General features: G+C 69.7%; 17 protein-coding genes. 11 read left to right on the top strand and 6 right to left on the bottom strand.

The features are described 5' to 3' along the window. Nucleotides 1–60: 60 nt before the first annotated feature. On the bottom strand, nt 61–1,413 hold the full coding sequence (locus OG226_RS10760) for a beta-1,3-glucanase family protein (RefSeq protein WP_328676715.1): 1,353 nt from the start codon (nt 1,411–1,413) through the stop codon (nt 61–63). A gap of 269 nt (nt 1,414–1,682) precedes the next feature. On the opposite strand from OG226_RS10760, the gene OG226_RS10765 reads away from it, so the two are divergent. Beyond that, nucleotides 1,683–2,492, top strand: a complete 810-nt coding sequence (locus tag OG226_RS10765) for a thioesterase family protein (protein ID WP_329348722.1) — start codon at nt 1,683–1,685, stop codon at nt 2,490–2,492. Between the two features lie 21 nt (nt 2,493–2,513). Here the strand turns inward: OG226_RS10765 and OG226_RS10770 are convergent, their stop codons facing one another. After that, a complete protein-coding gene (locus tag OG226_RS10770; protein ID WP_329348723.1) occupies nt 2,514–3,284 on the bottom strand; it encodes an SDR family NAD(P)-dependent oxidoreductase in 771 nt (256 codons plus the stop codon). A 3-nt stretch (nt 3,285–3,287) separates the two neighbouring features. Beyond that, nucleotides 3,288–4,823 carry an acyl-CoA synthetase gene (locus tag OG226_RS10775; protein WP_328676719.1) on the bottom strand — a complete coding sequence of 512 codons (1,536 nt, stop codon included), beginning with the start codon at nt 4,821–4,823 and terminating at the stop codon, nt 3,288–3,290. Between the two features lie 213 nt (nt 4,824–5,036). On the opposite strand from OG226_RS10775, the gene OG226_RS10780 reads away from it, so the two are divergent. The 3 genes from OG226_RS10780 to OG226_RS10790 all read left to right on the top strand — a co-directional run bounded on the left by OG226_RS10780 (nt 5,037) and on the right by OG226_RS10790 (nt 8,087). Beyond that, entirely contained in the window at nt 5,037–5,801 is a 765-nt protein-coding gene (locus OG226_RS10780) for an enoyl-CoA hydratase/isomerase family protein (protein WP_328676720.1), read from the top strand. A gap of 71 nt (nt 5,802–5,872) precedes the next feature. Further along, complete coding sequence (locus OG226_RS10785; protein WP_328676721.1) at nt 5,873–6,931, top strand: 2,3-butanediol dehydrogenase; 1,059 nt, start codon at nt 5,873–5,875, stop codon at nt 6,929–6,931. Between the two features lies 1 nt (nt 6,932). Next, on the top strand, nt 6,933–8,087 hold the full coding sequence (locus OG226_RS10790; protein ID WP_328676722.1) for an acyl-CoA dehydrogenase family protein: 1,155 nt from the start codon (nt 6,933–6,935) through the stop codon (nt 8,085–8,087). A gap of 43 nt (nt 8,088–8,130) precedes the next feature. On the opposite strand, the gene OG226_RS10795 is transcribed toward OG226_RS10790, so the two are convergent. After that, nucleotides 8,131–8,838: a TetR/AcrR family transcriptional regulator gene (locus OG226_RS10795; RefSeq protein WP_328676723.1), complete on the bottom strand. Its 708-nt coding sequence runs from the start codon at nt 8,836–8,838 to the stop codon at nt 8,131–8,133. Between the two features lie 141 nt (nt 8,839–8,979). On the opposite strand from OG226_RS10795, the gene OG226_RS10800 reads away from it, so the two are divergent. Then, nucleotides 8,980–10,977, top strand: coding sequence for an alpha-ketoacid dehydrogenase subunit alpha/beta (locus tag OG226_RS10800; protein WP_328676725.1), 1,998 nt, complete (start codon nt 8,980–8,982; stop codon nt 10,975–10,977). A gap of 70 nt (nt 10,978–11,047) precedes the next feature. Here OG226_RS10800 and OG226_RS10805 read toward each other — a convergent pair whose 3' ends face one another. Continuing rightward, nucleotides 11,048–12,097, bottom strand: coding sequence for a cyclase family protein (locus tag OG226_RS10805; protein WP_328676727.1), 1,050 nt, complete (start codon nt 12,095–12,097; stop codon nt 11,048–11,050). Between the two features lie 156 nt (nt 12,098–12,253). Between OG226_RS10805 and OG226_RS10810 the strand changes: the two genes are divergently transcribed. Next, on the top strand, nt 12,254–12,652 hold the full coding sequence (locus OG226_RS10810; protein WP_328676729.1) for a nuclear transport factor 2 family protein: 399 nt from the start codon (nt 12,254–12,256) through the stop codon (nt 12,650–12,652). A 46-nt stretch (nt 12,653–12,698) separates the two neighbouring features. After that, nucleotides 12,699–13,097, top strand: a complete 399-nt coding sequence (locus OG226_RS10815; protein ID WP_328676730.1) for a nuclear transport factor 2 family protein — start codon at nt 12,699–12,701, stop codon at nt 13,095–13,097. 63 nt (nt 13,098–13,160) lie between these two features. On the opposite strand, the gene OG226_RS10820 is transcribed toward OG226_RS10815, so the two are convergent. Next, nucleotides 13,161–14,789, bottom strand: a complete 1,629-nt coding sequence (locus OG226_RS10820; protein WP_328676732.1) for a flavin-containing monooxygenase — start codon at nt 14,787–14,789, stop codon at nt 13,161–13,163. Nucleotides 14,790–15,016: 227 nt separating this feature from the next. On the opposite strand from OG226_RS10820, the gene OG226_RS10825 reads away from it, so the two are divergent. Genes OG226_RS10825 through OG226_RS10840 form a run of 4 tightly spaced genes read left to right on the top strand, consistent with a single transcriptional unit; the run spans nt 15,017 to nt 17,682 of the window. After that, nucleotides 15,017–15,412 (top strand): carboxymuconolactone decarboxylase family protein, encoded by a 396-nt coding sequence (locus tag OG226_RS10825; RefSeq protein WP_328676733.1) that lies wholly within the window; start codon nt 15,017–15,019, stop codon nt 15,410–15,412. 56 nt (nt 15,413–15,468) lie between these two features. Further along, nucleotides 15,469–16,209 (top strand): SDR family NAD(P)-dependent oxidoreductase, encoded by a 741-nt coding sequence (locus OG226_RS10830; protein ID WP_329348724.1) that lies wholly within the window; start codon nt 15,469–15,471, stop codon nt 16,207–16,209. A 44-nt stretch (nt 16,210–16,253) separates the two neighbouring features. Beyond that, on the top strand, nt 16,254–17,459 hold the full coding sequence (locus OG226_RS10835; RefSeq protein ID WP_329348725.1) for an NAD(P)/FAD-dependent oxidoreductase: 1,206 nt from the start codon (nt 16,254–16,256) through the stop codon (nt 17,457–17,459). A gap of 28 nt (nt 17,460–17,487) precedes the next feature. Next, nucleotides 17,488–17,682 (top strand): ferredoxin, encoded by a 195-nt coding sequence (locus tag OG226_RS10840; protein ID WP_033279370.1) that lies wholly within the window; start codon nt 17,488–17,490, stop codon nt 17,680–17,682. Nucleotides 17,683–17,699: the final 17 nt, after the last annotated feature.

Consider the following 17,699-nt stretch of genomic DNA (forward strand, 5'->3'; position numbering starts at 1 on the left):
CTGAAGCGGGGCCGCCCTTCCTGACGAGGGCGGCCCCGTTTCGCGATGTGTCCGCAGTACCTACCAGCCGACGGCGACCAGGAGCCACTGCGGGTTGGCGTGCGAGACGAACGAGGACTGGCCCGCCACGTCGTCGTAGGGGAAGCCGTAGGCAAGCTGGTTGATGGCGTTGTCGTGCCAGAACTTGGCGTAGTAGTTCGCGGGCGCCGCCTTGTAGAACTGCGCCGGGTCGGACTGCTGCGACGCCGGCAGGGTGGCCACATGGCGGTTGAGGGCGGCGCACGTGTTGGGGTCGGCGGCCAGCGAGCCCGCGCAGCCGAAGATGTCGGAGGTGGCCGCGTTCACGCCGACCGACTGGGCGTACGAGGTGAAGTAGTTGGCGTTGGCGCCGCCCGCGCGGAAGCTCGGGTCGCTGCCGGGCGCGATGATCCGGTACGGCGCCTGGGTCTGCGCCAGCACCTTGAACTGGGACGGCACCGCGTCGGTGAACCGCTGGAAGGTGGTCGCGCGGTCCTCGGCGAAGGTCGCCCGGTTCTCGCCGACCTCGGTGTCGTAACCGTCCTTGCTGTGCAGGCGCATGGCGAGCTTGAGGCCGAAGGCGTCGACGCGGGTGGTGTTGCCGTTGAAGACGTTGCCGCCGACGGTGAACTCGATGAAGTCGTAGTAGGAACTGGTGGGCGAGCCCAGGTAGAAGTACATGCGGCCCGCGGAGTTGGCCGGCATGTCCAGGTAGGGCTGCTCGGCGATGGAGTGCGTCTGCCCGTTGAAGCTCCAATACACCTGGCTGTCCGGGTACTTGCCGTTGGTCCGGTTGAGGATCTTCACCTCCACGGCGTTGTTCGCCGCGGGAATGTCGCTGGTGCTGCCCCAGAAGTCGTCGGGCGGGGTGGTGCTTCCGGGGCCGTAGACCTGGAACTCCCAGAGGGAGTAGCCCCATTGGGTGGCCCGGGCGGTGCCGTACAGGCGGACGTAGCGGCCGCTGCCGGTGACGGTGAGGTTCTGGGTGCCGCCGGTGGCGGTCGTGGTGGAGTAGACCGTGGTCCAGGTGGTCGCGTCGGTGGAGGTCTGGATCTGGTAGCCGGTGGCGTACGCGGCCTCCCAGGTGAGCGAGACGCGGGTGATCTGCTGGACCGTTCCAAGGTCCACCTGGAGCCACTGCGGGTCGGCGAAGGCGGAGGACCAGCGGGTGCCGGTGTTCCCGTCGACGGCCGCGCTCGCGGGGAAGGACGCGTTCTCGGTCGAGGACGCGGTGGCCGGCCGTCCCTGGGACAGCAACTGGTCGGCGGCGCGGGCGGGTGAGGGGCTCAGGGCGGCGAAGAAGGCGACGATCAGGACGACGGCCAGACCGAGAGCCGTACGGGAGCGCAGGGCTCCGGTCGGAGGTCTGGCGGAGGTGCCGACGGGTGTCTGCATGGGGGGTCTCCTCAGCGGGGTTGGGAGCGCTCTCCCCGGGTTGTAGTCCCGCCCTTGCCTGCCGTCAACAACTGAAGCCGAATCAACGGCAGTTCGTCGATGTGGGCGCTCAGGGCGGAGCATCCGTTCAGGACCCGACCGCAGACCTCGCTCCGGCCGACCCTTTTCCTCCATCACTTGACGCGTCCGGTACGGACCTTTCCGCAGGTGGCAGAGTTGTCACCGGAACATCGCACGCACGGCGGGAACAACCTCGGGAGAGAAGTCCGTTGAACTCCGGCACCACGGTCCCCGGCAGCTACTACGAGCGCATCGACGAGCACCTCTACAAGCCCACCGCCCACGCGGGCGGCGCCTGGGACCCCGACGAGCTGCACTTCAGCCCGCTCGGCGGGCTCGTCGTCCACGCCATCGAGCGCCGGTTGGCGCAACGTCCGGGCGGCGACGGGCTCGTGATGGCGCGGATCAGTTACGACATCCTGGGCCGGCTCGCTCTCGACGAGTGCGAGATCCGGGTGGAGGTCGTCCGACCCGGCCGTACGATCGAGCTGGTCGAGGCCGTGGTGCTGGTCGCCGACCGGCCGGTGGTGCGGGCCCGGGCCTGGTTCCTCGCCGCGATCGACACCTCCGCCGTCGCGGGCGGCCCCGACGAACGGCTCACCCCACCCGGGGAGTTGGCCCCCTGGGAGATGAGCGCGCTGTGGCCCGGCGGATACATCGCCTCCCTGGACGTACGGCCGCTCGCGCCACCCCGGCCGGGCCGTACGACCGCCTGGATCTCCACCCGGCACGCCCTCGTCGCCGGTGAACCCAGCAGCCCGCTCGCGTCCTGTCTCGCACTCGTCGACACCGCGAACGGCATCGCCGTACGACAGCCGCCGACCGCCTGGATCTACCCGAACGTCGACCTGACCATCCACCTGCACCGCCAACCCGCGGGCGACTGGACCGGGTTGGACACGACGGTCACCTTCGGGCCCACCGGTCAGGGTCTGACGAGCACCGTCCTGCACGACGTCGACGGCCCGGTCGGACACGCGCTGCAGCTGCTCACCGTGCGGCCCGCGCCGGAGCGGTGAGCGCGCTCAGGATCAATACAGCTATCGCGCGGTCCAGCCGCCGTCCACCGTGAGTGTGGTGCCGGTGACGAAACGGGACGCGTCGGAGGCGAGGAAGACCGCGGCCCCGCCGAGTTCCGAGACGTCGCCGACGCGGCCCAACGGCGTGCTGTCGACGATGCGTTCGCCCCAGCGGCTGGCCAGCAGGCCGGAGCTGAGGTCGGTGTGGAAGTAGCCGGGCGCGAGGGCGTTGACCCGGACCCCGCGGTCGGCCCATTCCACGGCGAGGGACTTGGTGAGGGCCTCGACCCCGCCCTTGCTGGCGGCGTAGGCGGCGATCCGCTCGAAGCCGGTGCGGGCGTGCACCGAGGAGACGTTGACGATCGAGCCCGAACGCTGCTCCAGCATCACCTGGCCGGCCTCGCGGCAGCAGTAGAAGGTGCCTTGGAGGTTGACGTCGAGAACCTGCTGCCAGTCCTCGTCGGTGACGCGCTCGCTGCGGGTGAAGTGCGGGCTCGTACCAGCACAGTTGACGACCGCGTCGAGGCGGCCGGTGTCGTCGGTGATGCGCTCGACGATGCCCCGGACGACGCCGGAGTCGGCGACCGAGCCGGGCAGGACCAGCACCTTGCCGCCGTGCGCGGCGAGTTCGCCCTCCAGGCTCTCAAGGTCCGCCGCGGTGCGGGCCGTTGCCGCCACGGTGGCGCCTGCCTGGGACAGGGCGACGGCGATCGCCCGCCCCAGTCCCTTCCCCGCACCTGTCACCCACGCCGTCCGCCCGTCGAGCCGGATTTGGGCATTCACGTCGGTCATGGCTCAGCCCTCCGCGGGGATGTCGCGCAGGGTTCGCTTGAGAACCTTGCCGGACGGGGTGCGGGGCAGCTCGTCGACGATGTCGAAGCGGGCCGGCACCTTGAACTTGGCGAGACGGGCCCGGCAGAACTCCCTCAGTTCCTCCGCGCCGGCGTTGTCGCCGGGCCTGAACACCACGAAGGCGCGCGGGACTTCGCCCCAGCGGGGATGGTTGAGCCCGACCACCGCGGCCTCAAGAACTGCCGGGTGTTCGTACAACACGCGCTCCACCTCGGGCGTGGCGATGTTCTCGCCACCGGACACGATCATGTCCTTCTTGCGGTCGTCGATGAAGAGGAAGCCCTCCTCGTCGACGTGTCCGATGTCGCCGGTGTGGAACCAGCCGTTCCGCAGAGCCGCCGCCGTGGCCTTCTCGTCGCGCCAGTACCCGGCGAAGACCTTCGGCCCGCGCAGGGTGATCTCACCGAGCTCACCGGCCGGGACCTCTACTCCGCTGTCGTCGACGATCCGCACGCGCGTGTGCGGGACGGGACGTCCGACCGAGCCCAGCTTGGACAGCGCGTGCTCGCGGTCGAGGAAGGTGTCGCCGGAGACGGTCTCGGTCAGGCCGTAGGCGTCGGCGAACCAGGCGTTGGGGAACGCGGTCATGATGCGCCGGAGCACCGGTTCGGGCGTCTTCTCGCCGCCGCCGAGGATGAAGCGGACCGAGCTGGTGTCGTACTCCTCGCGGTCGGGGACCTCCAGGACCGCGTTGACCATGGCGGGCGCCAGCCACACGTTGGTGACGCGGTACCTCTCGATGGCGTGCAGGACGCCCTGCGGGTCGAACTTGCGCTGGAGCACGACACTGCCGCCCGCGTACAGGACCCCGAGGGCCGGCATGTCCAGACCGCCGACGTGGTAAAGCGGGCCGCAGACCAGCGTGGTGTCCGCCGCCGTCAGGCCGAAGTGGACGATGTGGGCGAGGTTCTTGGCCTGGAGGTTTCCGTAGGTGATGCGGACACCCTTGGGGCGTGAGGTGGTGCCGGAGGTGTACATGAGCCGCTGGAGATCGTCGAGCTCGACGTCCACGGGCTCCACCCGCTCCCCCTTGTGCCGGGCCAGCAATTCCTCGTAGTCGGTCCACGGCTCCTCGGGCGGCTCGCCCGCGCCGATCAGGACCCGGTGCTCCAGGTCCGTCAGACACCCGGCGCTGCGCTCCACCGCCCGCACGAACTCCGGCTCGGTGACGATCACCTTGGCCTGGGCGTGCCCGAGGATGTACTGCCACTCCTCTTCCGAGAGGCGGTAGTTGAGCGGCAGGAAGACCGCGCCGAGCCGGTTGGTCGCGTGGACCAGCTCCAGGAACTCCGGCTGGTTGTAGAGCAGCAGACCGACGACATCACCGCGTCCGACGCCCAGCTCGGCCAGGCCCGCCGCCAACTGGTTCACCCGCTCGTGCAGATGACGGACCGTCAGACAGCGCTCGCCCTGGACGACGGCGACGGCGTCCGGCCGCTGCGCCAGGTGGTAATCGAGGATGCTCGCGAAATTGTGCACGGCTCACTCTCGCTCTGTGGTGTTCGGCGCTGAACACGGCTCGACCACGGCTCATGGGGCACACCGGATCCCGACCGGTCGGTTGCCCACTCCCATGATTTAGTGTACCCCTTGGTCTATAAAACCAATGAGCCGCACTTTACGACGGCGCGTGCGCATCGACAACCACCCGATCGCACGCGACGCCGCTTCCGCCGAGGAGGAGGGTTCTTCGTGCCACGCATCCGGCTCGACACCGACGGACCGGTCGTCACGGTCCGCCTCGACAACCCGCCGATGAACGCCTTCGACTCCCTTCAGAGAGAGGAGCTGGCCACCTGCGTACGCGGGCTGGCCGACTCCCCCGCCGTACGGGCCGTCGTGCTCCACGGCGGCGAACGGCTCTTCGCCGCCGGCGCCGACATCAAGGCCCTGGCCGCGATGGGCCCGGAGGAGATCCGCGGCTGGAACCGCGCGTTGCAACGCACCTTCGACGAGGTCGCCCGCCTGCCCATGCCGGTGATCGCGGCGGTCACCGGCTACGCCCTGGGCGGCGGCATGGAGCTGGCCCTGGCCGCCGACTACCGGGTGGCAGCCGAGGACGCGGTCTTCGCCCAGCCGGAGGTACAGCTCGGCATCATGCCGGGCTCGGGCGGCACCCAGCGGCTCGCCCGGCTGATCGGCCCGTCCCGCGCGAAGAACCTGCTGATGACCGGCCGCAGGGTGAAGGCGGAGGAGGCGCTACGGCTGGGCCTGGTGGACGAGGTGGTCCCCACCGGTTCCACCTTGCAGGCCGCGCTGACCTACGCCCGCCAACTGTCCGAGGGCCCACCGGCAGCCTTGGAAGCCATCAAAGAGGCGGTCGACCACGGCACGGACGCGAGCATGACGGCCGGCCTGGCACTGGAACGCGCCCTGTTCACAGGGGTGTTCGACACAGAGGACGCGAGGAAGGGCATCGGCTCCTTTCTCAACAGGGCCAAGAAGAACGCCCCTTAAGGGGCGCGGGGAACTGCGCGACCAGCCCCCACCGGGCCGCAGCCAAAATCGATACGAAAGGGGCGGAAAACATGGAGGCACTCGTCTGGCACGGTGCACAGGATCTCCGTTTCGAAGAGGTGGCCGAACCCCCTGACCCCTCCGCGCACGAGGCCGTCATAGAAGTCTCCTGGTGCGGAGTCTGCGGCACGGACCTGCACGAGTTCCTCGAAGGCCCCCACATGATCCGCGAGGCCCCGCACCCCCTCACCGGAGCCAAGCCGCCCCTCGCTCTCGGCCATGAACTCAGCGGCACAGTGGTCGCGTTGGGCGCGGACGCACCCGGCATCACCGTCGGAGACCGCGTCACCGCGGACCCGGTGTGGCGCTGCGGCGTGTGCTTCTGGTGCACGCGCGGCGAGTACCACATCTGCCCCAAGAGCGGTTCCGTGGGCCTCGCCTCCCCCGGCGGCTTCGCGGAACGCGTCACCGTGCCGCTGGCCGGCCTGACCCGCCTCCCGGACAACGTGAGCGACGAACTCGCCGCCGTGGCCGAGCCGTTGGCGGTCGGGCTGCACGCCGTGACCCGGGCCGGGGTCAAGCCGGGCGACAACGTTCTCGTGGTCGGCGGCGGCCCGATCGGCGTCGCCGTGGTCCTCGCGGCCCAAATCGCCGGTGCGGCGGGGCTGTTCGTGAGTGAACCCCTCGCCGGCCGTCGCGAGATGCTGCTCGGCATCGGCGTCACCGAGGCCTTCGACCCACGCGAGACCGACGTACGGCGTGAGGTGTTCGTACGGACCGGGCGGATCGGCCCGGACGTTGTCATCGACGCGACGGGTGTGCCCGCGCTCGCGGGGCAGGCCGTGTCGATCGTGCGGCGCGGCGGACGGGTCGTGCTGGCCGGGGTCGGGCACGGAAGTGTCGAGTTCGACATGGGCCAACTCGTGTTCTACGAGCGGTCGGTGGTCGGCACGCTCGGCTACAACTTCGACATCCCGCGCGTGATCGATCTGATGAGCACCGGGCGCCTGGACGCCTCCGCCCTGATCACCGGCCGTTTTCCGCTCTCGGGAGGAGCCGGTGTCTTCGAGGACCTGGCCGCCGACCGGGCCAAGCACCTGAAGGTGCTGCTGACCCCGAAGGGACTGTGACATGGACTTCGACCTGCCCGAGGAGACCCTCGCTCTCCAGGACATGGTCCGCGAGTTCGCGGCCAACGAGATCACGCCCCACGCGGCCGAGTGGTCCGAGAACGAGATCTTCCCCACCAAGATCTTCACCAAGCTGGGCGAACTCGGCCTGATGGGCATGCTGGTGCCGGAGGAGTACGGCGGGGCCGGCGCGGACACGGTCACCTATGTCGCGGTGATGGAGGAACTCGGCGCCGCCGACCAGTCGGTGGCCTCCTCCTGGAACGCGCACTCGACGATCGGCACGCTGCCGTTGCTCGCGTACGGCACCGAGGAGCAGAAACACCGCTGGCTGACCCCGCTGGCGAAGGGCGAGGCGATCGGCGCGTTCGGGCTGACCGAGCCGGACGCCGGCTCCGACGCGGCCGGCATCGCGACCACCGCCCGCCGGGCGGACGGGGGTTGGGTGATCAACGGCACCAAGATGTTCATCACCAACGCGGGCACCGACATCAGTCAGGGCGTCACCCTGCTCGCCACGACGGGCAGGGGCGCGGACGGACGCAAGGGGTACGCGACCTTCTACGTGCCGACCGGCACGCCCGGTTACACGGTCGGCGCCAAGCTGAAGAAGCTCGGCTGGCACGCCATGGACACACGGGAGTTGGTGTTCACCGACTGCTGGGTCTCCGACGACCACCTGATCGGCGAAGAGGGCAACGGGCTGCGGCAGTTCCTGTCCGTGCTCGACGGCGGCCGGATCAGCGTGGCGGCGCTCGGCCTCTCGCTGGCCAAGGCGGCGCTGGCGCTGGCGGTCAAACACGCCAAGGAGCGGCACCAGTTCGGGCGTCCGCTGTCGGACTTCCAGGCGGTCGCGCACAAGATCGCCGACATCGGGACTGAGTACCAGGCGGCCCGCTGGATGGTCTACCGCGCCGCGTGGCTCGCCGACCGGGGCCGCCCGCACAGCACGGAGGCCGCCATGGCCAAGCTGTACGCCTCCGAGGTCGCCAACCGGGCGGCCTCCCAGTCGCTGCAGATCCACGGCGGCTACGGATACGTGCGGGAGTCGGAGATCTCCCGTTTCTACGCCGACGCCAAGATCCTGGAGATCGGCGAGGGCACCAACGAGATCCAGCGCAATGTCATCGCCAGGGCCCTGGTCCAGGGCGCGTGAGCGGGCGGGATCCGCGGTGCGCGGCGGCGCACCGCGGGTCCGGTCAGCTCGCCACGGAGACCGCTTCCCACAACGCCTCTGGGTCGAGGAGCAGTTCGGGCCGAGCCCGCTTGAACTCGGCGGCCAGCGCCTCGACGTCCGGGAGGTCGCCGACGGACGCGGCGAAACCGCGGAACAGGGTCGAGCAGTACTCGCCCGACAGGAACGCGGCGTCCCAGCTGCCGTCCGGCCGCACCCATTGGTAGGTGTGGTTGTGGAGGTTGAGGAACTGGAGGGTGGCCAGGTGCGGTTCGACCGCGCGGAAGGTCCCCTCCTCGACAGCCTCCGTGAGCAGGCCGGTGATCAGCAGTTCGAAGTCGGAGCGCTGCCGCAGCACGATCTCCAGCTCCTTGCCGCTGAGGCTGCGGTAGTCGTGCTCGTAGACCCAGATGTGGTCGAGCCTGCGGAAGATGATCGTGAGCAGCGACTCGGACAGCAGGCGCAGCCGCAGCAGCGGGACCTCGTCGAGGGCCGCGATCTCCTTGGCGCGCGCCAGCAGCGGGCCGAGCACCCGCGACTGGATCTCGATGAGCAGGTTCTCCTTGGAACCGATGTAGTAGTACAGGGCACCCTTGGCGAGCCCGACCGCGCGGCCCAGGTCGTTGATGGAGGTCGCCGCGTAGCCCTGTTGCGCGAACAGGGACGCCGCGGCGTCGATGATCTTCTGACGTCTGACTTCGAAGCCCGGCCCATGACCTGGCGGTCGTGGCATCTCTTCTCTCCCCTGACTGTGACGACGTGCGTGCTGTCCCGGGTCCGCACAGGCGCCGGATCGTGGCGCGCCCGGGGGAAGCGGACCCGGGGACGTCGCTCTAGTTTGCTAGACCAAACGGTACATTAAGGCGAGGACCGTATGACTCAGGTATCGCATCACACCGGCACCGGCTCCGCACAGACGGACCAGCTCCTGGAGATGTACCGGCGGATGCGCCGCATCCGCCGCTTCGAGGAGCGGGCGTCCGATCTGTACAAGGCCACGGAGATCCCGGGCTTCCTGCATCTGTCGATCGGCCAGGAGGCGAGCGCCGTCGGCGCCTGCTGGCCGCTCGGCGCACGCGACGGCATCACCTCCACCCACCGCGGCCACGGCCACGTCCTGGCCAAGGGCCTGGACTCGGCGTCCATGATGGCCGAGCTGATGGGCAAGGACGCGGGCACCTGCCACGGCCGCGGCGGCTCGATGCACATCGCGGACCCCGGTCTCGGGATCTACGGCGCGAACGGCATCGTCGGCGCGGGGCTCCCGATCGCGGCCGGGGTGGCGACCGCCGCGAAACTGCGCGCGGCCGGCGACGTGGTGGTGGCGTTCTTCGGGGACGGGGCGGTGGCCCAGGGCATGTTCCACGAGGCCGTGAACCTGGCCTCCGTGTGGGATCTGCCGGTCGTCTTCCTCTGTGAGAACAACCACTACTCCGAGTTCTCCCCCGAGGCCGAGCAGCACCGCGCCCCGCTCTCCGCGCGCGCCGCCGGGTACGGCATCGACTACCACCACGTGGACGGCAACGACGTGCTGGCCGTGGCGCAGACCATGACCGGGATCGTCGCGCGGCTGCGCGCGGGCGGCGGCCCGGTCCTGCTGGAGGCGGAGACGTACCGCTGGCACGGCCACTACGAGGGCGACCCCGAGCGCTACCGCCCCGCCGAGGAGGTCGCCGCCGCCAAGAAACGCGACCCGCTGCTCGTGGCCCGCGCGCACCTGGCGGCGGCCGGTGTCCCGACCGCGCTGGCCGACGCCGTGGACGAGGAGATCGACAAAGAGATCGAGGCGGCGATCGACTGGTCCAGGACCCTGCCGGAACCCGCCCCGGAGACCCTGCACGACTACGTCTCCGCGCCCCGCCTCCCGATCCCCGAGCCCGCGCCGCTCCCGGCCGACGCCGAGATCTTCCGGTCCATGGACGCCGTACGACTGGCCCTGGAGCACGAACTCGCCGCCGATCCGAGCGTGTTCGTCGCCGGGATCGACGTCGGCGCCGGCGGCAACGTCTTCGGACTGACCCGCGGGCTCGCACAGGCCTTCCCCGGCCGGGTGCGGGACACCCCGATCAGCGAGAGCGCCGTCGTCGGTACGGCGGTGGGAGCGGCCATGGCCGGCATGAGGCCGGTGGTCGAGATCATGTACATGGACTTCATCGGCGTCTGCCTCGACATGCTCCTCAACCAGGCCGCCAAACTCCGCTTCATGACCGGCGGCCGGGCCTCCATGCCGCTGGTCGTCCGCACCCAGTTCGGCGCGGGACGCTCCTCGGGCAGCCAGCACTCGCAGAGCCTGGAGGCCATCCTCGCCCACATCCCCGGCCTGACGGTCGTGATGCCGTCCAACCCGGCGGACACCTACGGCCTGCTGCGTGCCGCCATCCAGGACCCCAACCCGGTGGTCTTCGTGGAGAACCGGCTCCAGTACGGCCTCAAGGGCCCCAGGCCCCCGGCCGACCATCTGATCCCGCTGGGCAAGGCGAAGGTGGTCCGTGAGGGCACCGACATCACCCTGGTCTCCTGGTCGCGGATGGTCCAAGACGCCCTGGCCGCCGCCGAGTTGCTCGCCGGGGAGGGCATCAGCGTCGAGGTGATCGACCTGCGCACGATCGCCCCGCTGGACCGCGAGACCGTCCTCGCCTCCCTCGCCAAGACCAACCGCCTGGTCATCGCGCACGAGGCGGTACGGGACTTCGGCGTCGGCGCGGAACTCTCCGCGATGGCCGTCGACGAGGGCTTCTGGCACCTGGACGCACCGGTGACGCGCGTGGCCCCGCCGTCGGTTCCGGCGCCGTACGCACCCTCGTTGGAACGGGTGTGGCTGCCGTCACGGGACACGATCGCGGACACGGTCCGGCGGATCGCCGCGGTCTGATCCGAGCGGTTCGTCCTACGACGGGAAGGGCCCCCAGAGATTCTGGGGGCCCTTCCCGTCGTAGCGGCTGTCAGACGGTCGCGACCGGTGTCAGCGGACTGCCCTGTGTCCCCGGCAGGTTGAGCGGGGGCGCGGTGAGCAGGAAGCGGCTGCGGTTGTGCTCGCGCAGCCAGGCCGCCAGCTTCTCCAGGTACCACAACTCGCCGAGCGGGACGCCCAGCTTGAAGAGGCAGAGGTTGTGGATCGGGAGCAGCGAGTGCGGGGTGTTGTCCTCAGGGCCGACGCCCACGCCCTCGACGGCGTAGTTGTCCGAGACCAGCGCGGAGATCTGCGACTCGGCGATCCACTCCAGGAGCGCCGGGTCGAACGCGTCGAGGTAGGAGGCCGTGGTGTGGATGCCCACGGGGTCCGGGTTCTTCCCCCAGGCCATCACCGCGGTGTCGAAACCGGTGTGCAGGAGGAGCATGTCTCCGGGTTCGACGACGATGTCGTCCGCCGCCATGATCTCCTGAAGGGTCTTCAGGTTGACCGGCTGCCAGGTGGTGCCCAGGTGGTGGGCCAGGTCGATGAGGACGCCCCGGCCCTGGACCCCGTGCTCCGCCATGTGCTCCAGGCCGAGGTGGCGGGCGAAGCCGAGGGTGCCGCTGCCGTCGCCCTTGGCGTCCTCCTGCGGTCCGACGATGTCGGTGTCGGCGCGGTAGCCGTTGTAGTAGACCGCCTCTTCGACGCCGTCACCGTCGGCGTCGAACTCCTGGCCCTGGTGGGCGAGTGCGTCCCACTGCGTCGAGTACTGCAGCCAGAGGGTCACCACGTCGTCGGACCAGACGTCCCTGAGGTGCGGCGAGAAGTGCTCCCGCGCCTTGATGTTGTAGAAGACGTCCTGCTTGTGTTCGAGGTCCTCGGTGGGCCGCAGGATCGGAGGGTAGCGGCGCTGGTTCAGCTCGCTCCCGCCCGGATAGTCCAGCGGCAGGCTCAGGCTGAAGCTGATCCCGTGCTCGACCTCGCGAACCCCCTGAAGGACCTTCTCGGGAGTGAGCAGGTTGATACGGCCCAGTTCGTCGTCCTCACCCCAATCGCCCCACGTAGAGCCCGGCGGACGCTGCTTCCAACGCTTCGTCATGATCACGCCTCCTTCGGCGACAGTCCCCGTCGACCAGCCGCCCGCATGTTATTTGTGATTGTACCGATCGGTCAACGAATCCGACGCGCACCCCTCCCTTTATCTTCTGCCCATCAATAGACTGAGTGGTCGAAACACCTGACCTTGGAGCGAAGAATGAGCGAATCCACACAGGCGTGGGTCGTCGCGGGCGTACGGGCCGTACTCGGCTCGCACACCCAGGCCCAGGACGCCGGCCGCACCGACGAGATCGTCGCGCTGTACACGCCCGACGCCGTCCTGGAGATCCCGGGCATGGACCCGGTCGAGGGGCGCGACGCGATCCACGCGGCCTTCAAGGGATGGGAGCCGGTCCGGCCGCAACTCCACCTGGTGACCAACACCGTCGTGACGTCCACGGGCGAGGACGAGGCCCGCGCCCTGAGCGACGTGGTCTTCCTCCAGCGCGGCGAGGCCGGCTGGGCGGTGGGCGTGGTCGGGCACTACGACGACACCCTGCGCAGGCAGGACGGCACGTGGCTGATCCGGAGCAGGAAGACGACGTACCAGGCCTGACGGCCGTTCCCCCAGAACTACTTCACCCTCTCGACCCTGGAGTGAGATGACCACCACGATCGACGCGTCCGTCACGGCGGCCGTACAGACCGCCATCGCCGCCTACGCCCAGGCCCTGGACGCCGGACGGACCGACGACATCGCCGACCTGTACACCGCCGACGGCGTCGCCGAGATAGTCGGCATGGCCAAGTTCGAGGGCCGGGAGGCGATACGGCAGGGCTTCGGCGGCTTCACGCCCCAGGCGCCGCAGTTGCACCTCATCGCCAACACCGTCGTGATCTCGGCGACCGAGGACGAGGCGACGGCCACCAGCAACCTGGCGTTCTTCGCGCGCGGCGAGGCGGGCTGGACCGTCCAGATGGTCGGACGCTACGACGACGTCCTGCGCCGCGAGGGCGGCCGGTGGCTCTTCCAGCAGCGGGTCACGACCTTCGCGGAGTAGGCCCCGGCGGAAACCCGGACGCCCGTGCCGCCCACGTCCAGGGCGGCACGGGCGTCCGGGCGTTCAGGCGTCCGGAGTCTCGGCCTTGGAGAGGACGAACGTCGGGTACTCGCCCTGCTTGACGGCGGCGATCGCCTCCTGGAGCGCCCACCGGCCCGTCGGGTTCAGCAGCTGCTTGACCGGCTTGCCGGGGATGTTGCCCCCGGAGAAGTAGGTGCTGTCCAGGAAGGAGGACATGGTGCTGCTGTTCATGGCGTCCGTCCACTCCCGCTCGGCGGCCTCGGTCACCTCGATGACGTCGTATCCCTGGTCGCGCGCGTGGACGATCGCGTCGGTGACGAATTCCACCTGATCGCCGGCGTACCGCGGATTGTTGCCCGTCGCGCCGTGGGGCCCGCCGGGGAAGAAGAAGTTGGGGAAGCCGGCCGACACGACCCCGAGGTAGGTGCGCGGGCCGTCCGACCAGTACTCCTTCAACGGCAGGCCCTGCCGCCCCCGCACTCCGAGCCGGTTGAGGGCCCCGGTGCCGAAGTCGTAGCCGGTGGCCCAGATGATGATGTCGAACTCCTCGACACCGTCGGCGGTTTCGATACCGTCCTCGGTGATGCGGGTGATCGGCGTCGTGTTGATGTCGACGAGAGAGACGTTCGGCTTGTTGTACGTCTCGTAGTAACCGGTCCCGAAGGGGGGCCGACGCCCACCGTAGCCATGACCCTTGGGGATCAGCTTGTCCGCCGTCTCCGGGTCCTTGACGATGCCGCGGATCTTGTCGGCCATGAACGCGCACCACTCCGCGTTCACGGTCTCGTTCGACAGCATGTCCATGTAGTGCTGGGTCAGCTTGGTGAAGCCCGGGCCGTTCCACCGCTCCTCGTAGAACGCCTGGCGGTCCTCCGGGCTGTCGTCGAGGCCCGAGCGCATGGTGAACTCGTGGAGGAACCCGCTCGGCGAGGTGTTCAGCGTGTCCCGGATGGACTCGAAGTCGGCCTTGAGCTCCGCCTGCTCCTCGGGCGGGATCGGCCCGTTGTTGAGCGGCGTGAGCCAGTCGGCGTCCTTCTGATACACCGTCAGCTGGGCCACGTCGTCCGCGATCGCGGCGATGATCTGCACACCGCTGGAGCCGGTACCGATCTGGGCCACCCGCTTGCCGGTGAAGTCGATGGGTGTCTTCGGCCAGCGGGAGGTGTGGTGCTGCTCGCCGCGGAAGTCGTCGCGGCCCGGGATGCCCGGGATGAACGGTACCGAGAGGTTGCCGGTGGCCGCGACGACGTAGCGGGCCCGGACCTCGGTGCCGTCGCTGCCTCGCACGGTCCAGGTGCCGGACGGCTCGTCGAAGACGGCCGAGGTCACCTTGACGCCGTTGCGGATGTCGCGCCGCAGGTCGAAGCGGTCGACGACGTGGTTGAAGTAGCGCTCGATCTCGGGTTGCCCGGCGAACCGCTCCGACCACTCCCACTCCTCCCACAGCTCCTTCGAGAACAGGTAGCCGTAGGTGTAGCTCTCGGAGTCGAAGCGCGCCTCGGGGTAGCGGTTCCAGTACCAGACGCCACCCACCCCGGTTCCCGCTTCGAGGAGGCGCACCGAGAACCCGGCTTCACGGGCGGTGTGCAGCTGGTAGATGCCGGTGACACCGGCCCCGATGACGAGGACGTCGACCCGGTCCTGGACCGCCGGCTTCGAAGATTCGCTCATTTGCCCTCCATGGTGACTGGGGCTGCGGCTCCCACATGAGCCTCGTTTGATAGTTCGACCAGTCGGTCGAATATTCAGATCGAGAGTAGATGAGGGGCTGAGCCCGATCAATGCCGATGACGGAGAGAGCCTGGAACCGCCATATCCGTAACAGGGATTGATTGTACCGACCGTTTGATCTAACTTTCGCTTGGGACGAATGCAATCGCCTGCACCGGGAGTCGCGCATGAGCGCCGAAGACGTCAAGGAAGCCACCGATCTGCGCGTCGCGGGCCTGAAGGCCCTGCGGGCCGCACTGCCCGGGGTGGTTCCCGCGGAGGGTGATCTCGACATGCGGGACGGCAAGCTCGGCGAGGATCTCGTCGAGATCGGCCTGTCCACCGTGTGGGGCGCGCTGTGGGGCCGTGAGGGCCTCGCCCCGCGCGACCGCAGCCTGGTCACCCTCGGCATCCTGATCGCGCTCGGTGCCGAGACCGAGCTGAAGACCCATGTCCGGGTCGCCCTCACCAACGGCGTGACCAGGGACGAGCTGGCCGAGATCCTCTACCACGCCGCCGGGTACACCGGCTTCCCCCGGGCCGTCGCCGCCCGCACCGCGGCCCGCGAGGCCCTGGGCGAATAGCCGAACCACCGGTGTCCGGTCCTCACGGCACCGCGCACGAGCGCAAGGGAGCGCACATGTCACTGCAGGGAAAGGTCGCCGTCGTCACCGGCGGCGGTCGCGGCATCGGCCAGGCGATCGCGACGGTGCTCGCCGCCCGGGGAGCCGCGGTCGCGGTCTGGGACCTCAACAGCGAGGGTGCCGAGAAGACCGCGGCGGCCATCCAGGAGGCCGGCGGTGCGGCGATCGCGGTCCCCGGCGACGCGGCCGAGGCCGGCGCCGTGGCACGGGCGGCCGCCCGCACCCGCGAGGAGTTCGGCCCGGTCGCGATCCTCGTCAACAACGCGGGCATCACCGCCTACGAGCCGTTCACGAGCATCTCCGAGGCGTCCTGGGACCGCATGATCGGGATCAACCTCAAGGGCCCGTTCCTCGTCACCAAGGAACTGGTGCCCGACATGGTCGAGGCGGGCTGGGGCCGGATCGTCAACATCTCCTCGTCCTCCGCGCAGACCGGCGCGCCCTCGATGGCCCACTACGCGTCCTCCAAGGGCGGTGTCATCGCCCTCACCCGGGCACTGGCGGTCGAGTACATCGGCCAAGGCATCACCGTGAACCACGTGCCGCCCGGCTTCATCGACACCCCCCTGGTCCGCGAGGGCCCGGTCGACGTGGAGGCCGCCGCCGCCTCCATGCCGATGAAACGGGCCGGCAAGCCGGAGGACATCGCCTACGCGGTGGCGTACCTCGCCTCCGAGGAAGCCGCCTACGTCACCGGCCAGACCCTCAGCGTCAACGGCGGGCGCTATCTGGCGTGAGCGCCCGCACAGACCATCGCACCAACGCCGCAACGGAGCAGAACATGAGCAACGAGGACGACACCGGGGCCGTGGCCCACGTGCTGGTGGTGGGCGCCTCCGCGTCCGGGCTGACCACGGTGGAGGCCCTCCGGCGCAAGGGGTACACGGGCCGTGTCACGGTGCTCGGCGCCGAGCCGCACGCCCCGTACGACCGTCCGCCGCTGTCCAAGCAGATCCTCTCCGGCGCCTGGGAACCGGCCCGGGCCGCACTGCGCACCGAGGAGATGCTGTCCGGTCTCGACACCGAGTTCGTGCTCGGCGACCCCGCGGTCGCCCTGGACCCGGCGACCCGGACCGTGCGCACGGAGTCCGGACGCGAGCTGAGCGCCGACGTGATCGTGATCGCCACCGGCGTACGGCCCCGAATGCTGCCGGGACAGGGCGAGTTGACCGGTGTCCATGTACTGCGCACCCTCGACGACGCGCTCGCCCTGCGGACGGATCTGCTGGCCGGGTCGCGGCTGGTGGTCGTCGGCGAGGGCGTTCTCGGCTCCGAAATCGCCGCCACGGCACGGACGTTGGGCCTGGACGTCACCCTCGCCGGACCACTCACCGGCCCTCTGGCCCTTCAGGTGGGCCCCCTGGTGTCGGGACTGCTGGCGGAGCTGCACACCGAACGGGGGGTGCAACTCCGGCTGGGCAACGGCGTCGTAGGGCTGACCGGTGACCAAGGCCACGTCTCCGGCGTGGAGTTGAGCACCGGCGAGGTGCTGCCCGCCGATGTGGTCGTGGTCGCGATCGGGGCGAGTCCGGCGACGGAGTGGCTGGCCGACAGCGGGCTCGAACTCGACAACGGCGTGGTGTGCGACTCGCGTTGCCAGGCGGCGCCCGGGATCTACGCCGTCGGTGACGTGGCCCGCTGGCACCACGAGCAGCTCGGCCGGCTGATCCGGCTGGAGAACCGGACGAACGCCACCGAGCAGGCCATGGCGGTCGCCGGCGCGATCCTCGGGGAGGACCGGGCGTACGAGCCGGTGCCGTACTTCTGGACCGATCAGTTCGACGCCAAGCTCCAGGTGCACGGCTTCCTGCCGGCCGATGCCGAAGTCGACGTCGTCGAGGGGGAGTTGGCGGCCCACCGGTTCGTCGCGCGCTACCGCAGCGGCGGCCGGGTCACCGGGATCCTCGGCTGGAACATGCCCAAGCAGGCCAGACAGCGCCGTCAGGAGATCGTCGACGCGGTCCCCTCCCCCGCTCCCGCCCACTGAACGACCCGGAACGATCAGGAGAGTTGCCATGAAGGTTGTCGTCGACGAGGACAAATGCGTCGCCGCCGGGCAGTGCGTCGCCGCCGCCATGGACGTGTTCGACCAGCGCGACGAGGACGGCATCGTCGTCCTGCTGAACGAGAACCCGCCCGCCGAACTGGCCGACGACGTGCGGAACGCCGCGGCGGTGTGCCCCGCGCTGGCGATCCGTATCGAGGAATAGCCCCCAGCTGTATTTCC

Source organism: Streptomyces sp. NBC_01261, assembly GCF_036226385.1.
In the GTDB taxonomy this organism is placed as follows: Bacteria; Actinomycetota; Actinomycetes; order Streptomycetales; family Streptomycetaceae; genus Streptomyces.